4 protein-coding genes are annotated in these 3,857 nt (G+C 66.8%); 2 read left to right on the plus strand and 2 right to left on the minus strand.

The genetic code is table 11. From position 1 onward, the window contains the following. Positions 1-356 precede the first annotated feature (356 nt). Together ACYVBN_RS00005 and ACYVBN_RS00010 are read left to right on the plus strand one after the other, a co-directional pair. Complete coding sequence (locus tag ACYVBN_RS00005; RefSeq protein WP_460598807.1) at positions 357-722, plus strand: sterol carrier family protein; 366 nt, start codon at positions 357-359, stop codon at positions 720-722. A gap of 23 nt (positions 723-745) precedes the next feature. Continuing rightward, positions 746-1,615, plus strand: a complete 870-nt coding sequence (locus ACYVBN_RS00010; protein WP_460598808.1) for an LLM class flavin-dependent oxidoreductase — start codon at positions 746-748, stop codon at positions 1,613-1,615. Here the strand turns inward: ACYVBN_RS00010 and ACYVBN_RS00015 are convergent. Both ACYVBN_RS00015 and ACYVBN_RS00020 read right to left on the minus strand, forming a co-directional pair. Continuing rightward, complete coding sequence (locus ACYVBN_RS00015; RefSeq protein WP_460598809.1) at positions 1,608-3,221, minus strand: glycoside hydrolase family 10 protein; 1,614 nt, start codon at positions 3,219-3,221, stop codon at positions 1,608-1,610. The two genes, ACYVBN_RS00010 and ACYVBN_RS00015, sit on opposite strands and share 8 nt — an antisense overlap. Before the next feature lie 93 nt (positions 3,222-3,314). Further along, positions 3,315-3,857, minus strand: a 543-nt coding sequence (locus ACYVBN_RS00020; protein ID WP_460598810.1) for a sunset domain-containing protein, incomplete at its 5' end; no start/stop codon positions are given.

Below are 3,857 nucleotides of genomic sequence, written 5' to 3' on the forward strand. Positions count from 1 at the left end.
AGCCCACGGGTCATCGGTGGCGACCGGGTCGTCCAACCGGTCGTGGAACGCCCGGACCACGACGGCATCGAGCGTTGCGGCGCCTCGCGCGCTGCCCGATCCGATATCGTTCATGTGTTCGAGTATGTCATGAATCATCAGCGCTGGCAATGGTTTTCGATGGCGAATGTTGTCCACATACCCTGTGATTGTCCACAGGTGGAGGTGTGCTGGGTTGACGGCCGGCGGTCTCGATGCACCTTCCCCCGCTGCGTTCCTCCGGCACTCGACCCGCGGCGTGGGTTCCTCCGGCACTCGACCCGCGGCGTGATCGTGCCCGCTGCTGCGGGAGGATGACTCCACGAGAGGAGTGATCGATGGCGGCGAGGAAGATCGACGCACAGGAGGGTCGTGCGGCGGTGCTCGCGTGGTGCGCAGATCCGCAGGTGGGACGGACCGTGCTCGCGACGGCCGTGCGCTTCAGCCTGCAGGAGCTCGCGTTGCAGGCGCCCGGTCGCAGCGTGGAGGTGCGCGTGCCGCCATACGGTGCGGTGCAGGTCATCGAAGGCCTCACCCATCGTCGTGGCACACCGCCGAATGTCGTGGAGCTGAGCGCTGATTCGTGGCTGAAGCTGGCTGTCGGCGACATCTCGTGGGAGGACGCCGAGCGCGACGGTGCGGTGTCCGCGTCCGGTTCTCGTGCGGATCTGTCGCCCTACCTGCCGTTGATCCGTCGCCCGTAGTCGCACCCGCATAGGCTGCCCTCATGCGCGTAGGCATCACCATTCTTCCCGAAGCCCGTTGGGCCGACATGGAGCCGCAATGGCGTGCGGCCGAAGAACTCGGCTTCGATCATGCCTGGACCTACGACCACCTGGTCTGGGGCGGTCTGCCCGACTCGCCGTGGTTCGGCACCACGCCGACCCTGACCGCCGCGGCTCTGGTGACCTCGACGATCCGGTTGGGAACATTCGTCACCTCGCCGAACTTCCGGCACCCCGTCACGTTCGCGCGTGACGTGCTGGCCCTCGACGACATCTCCGGCGGCCGGTTCATCTGCGGGATGGGTCGCGGCGGTGACCTCGACTCCGAGTTGCTCGGCGAATCACTGAGCGTGCGCGAACGCACCAATCGGTTCGGCGAATTCGCCAGACTGCTCGATCGGGTCCTCACTGAGGACCACGTCACGTATGACGGCAGGTTCTTCAGCGCGCACGACGCGCGGAACCTGCCCGGCTGCGTGCAACAACCGCGGGTGCCTTTCATCATCGCCGCGAATGCGCCCAAGGGGATGCGCCTTGCCGCAGAGCTCGGGGACGGCTGGGTCACCTACGGCAAACCCACTGAGAACGAAGACGACTGGTGGTCCGGGTTGCGCGAGTCGAGCGAGCGCATGAGTGAAGCCCTGGCGGTGGCCGGTCGCGACGGCACGACGTTCGAACGTCATCTCAACGCCGACGGTTCACGGGGATCGGTCTACGAGAGCGTCGATCGGTTCGAGGACGCGGTCGGTCGGGCACGGGAAGCAGGGTTCACCGACCTCATCACCCACTGGCCCCGCTCCGACAAGCCCTACGCGGCAACGATCGACGTGCTGGAAACCGTTGCCGCGCAGGTGCTTCCCAGTATCAACTGACCGCGACCCCGGCGCTCTCGTTGCCAGCCCTGTCGACGGCGCTCACGACATACACGTGAGTCCCGGAGCCGGCGTCGCCGTCGGTCCAGCTGTTGCTCCGTCGGTCCGCGGGTATGACGGCCGCGAGATATCGAGCGTCGGCGAGATCGCGGCTCTTCGCGTGAGAATGACTGTGCTGCAATGGGATTCGGTAGATCGCGAAGTGCGCCGTGTCGCGTGACCCGGTGCTCCACCGCAGCGTGTCAGCATGTCGAGTCAGGTCGTCGACCCGCGCGGGCGCACGCCGCTTGAGCCGAGGAGTGACCGGCAGCAGCGCAGGCTTGGAGTACCACTTCTCGTCCAGCAGGGTCGTTGCGCCCAGTTCGTCGTTGCGCACGGGAACTGCGGAGAAATAGATGTTGCCGTCGACCTGCGGGTAGGAGGCATTCAGTTGAAGGTGCGAGGAGAGCTCTTCGGGGTTCAACCAGTGCGGATCGACCGCACCGTTGGTGTTGACCTTGTATGTCGCCTGCCCGATGTAGAGGTGCACCGGCGTGCGGTCCACGACGTCGGACCACCAGTCGACGAGTGTGGCGTAGTCGGCAGGTGCGAAACCGATCGACCAATAGATCTGCGGGCAGATGTAGTCGATCCAGCCCTTCTTCACCCAGCCCCGCGTGTCGGCATACAAGTCGTCGTAGGTCTCCACCCCGGCGGTGGTGTCGGAGCCGATCGGGTCGGTCGCCTTATTGCGCCATACGGCGAACGGCGAGATCCCGAACTGGCACAACGGTTTCGACTTCTTGATTCGGCGGCCGAGACGGACGATCAGGTCGTCGATGTTCGAACGGCGCCAGTCATCGAGGGACATGCCGTTGCCGTACTTGGCGTATTGCTCCTCGTCGTGGAAGACCTTGCCGGCGGCGGGGTAGGGATAGAAGTAGTCGTCGAAGTGCACGGCGTCGATGTCGTAGTGCTCGACGGCATCCATGATCGCGTCCTCGACGAACCGGCGGACGACCGGCTCTCCGGGGTTGTAGTAGAGCTTGCCGCCATACGGCAGCACCCAGTCAGGATGCTGTCGCGCGGGATGCGATGGGATCAACGTGCTCGGGTCCTCCGTCATCGCGACGCGGAACGGGTTGAACCACGCGTGCAACTCCAGGTTGCGCTTGTGCGCCTCACGGACGGCGAAGCCGAGCGGGTCGTAGCCGGGGTCCTTGCCCTGCTCGCCGGTCAGCCACGCTGACCACGGCTCGTATGGCGACGGCCACAGGGCATCGGCGGTCGGCCGCACCTGGAGCACGACGACGTTGTGCTGCTGGGCGACCGCAAGATCCAGCCAGGCGATCAGTTCGGCCTGCTGCTGCTCGGCGGACAGGCCTTGCTTCGACGGCCAGTCGATGTTGGCGACGACGGACACCCAGAAGGCGCGCAACTCGTGCTTCGGCATGGTCGGGTCGGTGGGGTACTGCCCGGGGCGCGGCTGCGGCACCACGTAGTTGTGGCGGCCGTGTGGACTGGCATCTGCGGCGCAGGTCGTCGCCGCAGCCACGAACGGCGCGGCGGCGACGCCGAGCAGCACGCTGCGGCGGCCGGGCTTCTTCGGCAGGTGGTCGATCGACATGTCGGCTCCTTGGTCCTGGGAGGGGTATGCCGACTCTGTCACCGCAGCCCATGCTGTAGGTGGTTTACGCACTATCGATTTTGAAGGAAATTCCTAACGCTGCGACGGATCCCAGTGCCGGAAGCCCGCTGCAGCAGCGGTCGTCTCGTCGTGGAAGTAGACCTCAGCCTCGGTCGAGTCGTATGCCGGCGATGCGGTCGAGTGGAAGATCATCGTGTCGGCGTTGCCCTTGACCCAGCCGTCCGGCCCGGACCCGTCCGCGGCCGGGGCCGCCGAGCCGGGACCGAACGGCCCGTCGGCGCCCTCGGGGTCGTCCGCATCCGCATCCTCGTCGGCGGAAGCGTCCTCGGTCGGCGTGCCACCGAATGCGGCCAAGGGCAGTGGCGGCGTGTCCCAGTCGTCGGCGCCGGAGGTCGGTGTCGCTGGTGCGGGCTCCGGGCGTGGCTCGGGTTCGGTGGCCGCGGGTTCGGTGGCCCCGGGTTCGGTGGCCGCAGGTGTCTCTTCGAGTGCGGGTGGTGGGGTGTCCCAGTCGTCGGCGCCGGCGGTGGCTGCGGGTGTCTCTTCGAGTGCGGGTGGTGGGTTGTCCCAGTCGTCGGCGCCGGCGGTGGCTGCGGGTGTCTCTTCGAGTGCGGGTGG

Source organism: Flexivirga lutea (assembly GCF_054778955.1).

Excerpts from the sequence above, each read along its gene's own strand:
- ACYVBN_RS00015 (WP_460598809.1), bottom strand. The coding sequence starts at position 3,221 with ATGTCGATCGACCACCTGCCGAAGAAGCCCGGCCGCCGCAGCGTGCTG.
- ACYVBN_RS00010 (WP_460598808.1), top strand. The coding sequence starts at position 746 with ATGCGCGTAGGCATCACCATTCTTCCCGAAGCCCGTTGGGCCGACATG.
- ACYVBN_RS00005 (WP_460598807.1), top strand. The coding sequence starts at position 357 with ATGGCGGCGAGGAAGATCGACGCACAGGAGGGTCGTGCGGCGGTGCTC.